The organism is Streptomyces melanogenes (genome assembly GCF_014649795.1).
Lineage (GTDB): Bacteria > Actinomycetota > Actinomycetes > Streptomycetales > Streptomycetaceae > Streptomyces > Streptomyces noboritoensis.
Genome location: NZ_BMTS01000089.1, coordinates 1 through 953 on the forward strand (window position 1 = coordinate 1; position 953 = coordinate 953).

At 68.6% G+C, this 953-nt stretch carries 1 protein-coding gene; it reads right to left on the reverse strand.

All coding sequences use genetic code 11. The features are described 5' to 3' along the window. On the reverse strand, positions 1-905 hold a 905-nt coding region (locus IE252_RS42880), incomplete at its 3' end, for an IS5 family transposase (protein ID WP_229849176.1). Positions 906-953: the final 48 nt, after the last annotated feature.

Here is a 953-nt window from a genome sequence, read left to right on the forward strand (position 1 = left end):
TGTGGAGAGCCCGGTGCCCGGAGACGGGCACGCCGGGTTCGGGAGGCGGCTCGGGGAAACCCACTGTTGGAAACACCAGCAGGGCGCCCCGAGTCGACCTCACCGACAGCACGGTGTCTCTTGAGGCGGTTGATCCCGCACTCGACCGCATGGCGCTCGCGGTAGTCGACCGGGTCGAAATGCGGCGGACGGCCGCCGCGGGAGCCCAGCTTCTGGCGGTTGCGTGCCTGGTCGGCCTTGTCGGGAATGGTGCAGCGGATTCCGCGGCGGCGCAGGTAGGCGCGGTTTCTGCGGGAGGCATACGCCTTGTCCGCGCGGACTCGGTTGGGGCGGACGCGTGGCCGACCCGGCCCGATGCGGGGCACGCGGACCTTCTCCAGCACCGGTTCGAACTGCGGCGAGTCCCCGCGCTGCCCGGCCGAAATCACGATCGACATGGGCCGCTGACCTTGCTCGACGGCCAGGTGCAGCTTGGTGGTGAACCCGCCGCGTGAGCGTCCCAGGCCGTGATCTCCGGGCTCGGTGAACACACCGCCCGGCGGTTCTTTCTGCAGATCCCCCTGCTTGCGGGCCCCGGCCGCATGCTGATGAGCCCGGCACACTGTGGAGTCGACGCTCAGGTCCCACGTGATCGCACCCTTCGCGTCCGCCAGAGACTGGAGCCGCGTGAAGATCCTGTGCCAGATGCCGTCCCGCTGCCACCGACGGAACAGGTCATAGATCCGACCCCACGGTCCGTACTCGACGGGCACGTCCCGCCATGGAACACCGGTCCGAACCCGGAACCGTATGCCGTCGATCAGTCGTCGCCGAGGCCAGACGGGCGGCCGCCCCGGCTTCCTCCCCTTCGGCAGCAACGGCTCCAGCACCGCCCACTCTTCGTCCGTGAGATCTCCCCGTCCCATGAACCGTGATCATCCAACGCTCAAGATCCACTTTCGACACACGGCCTA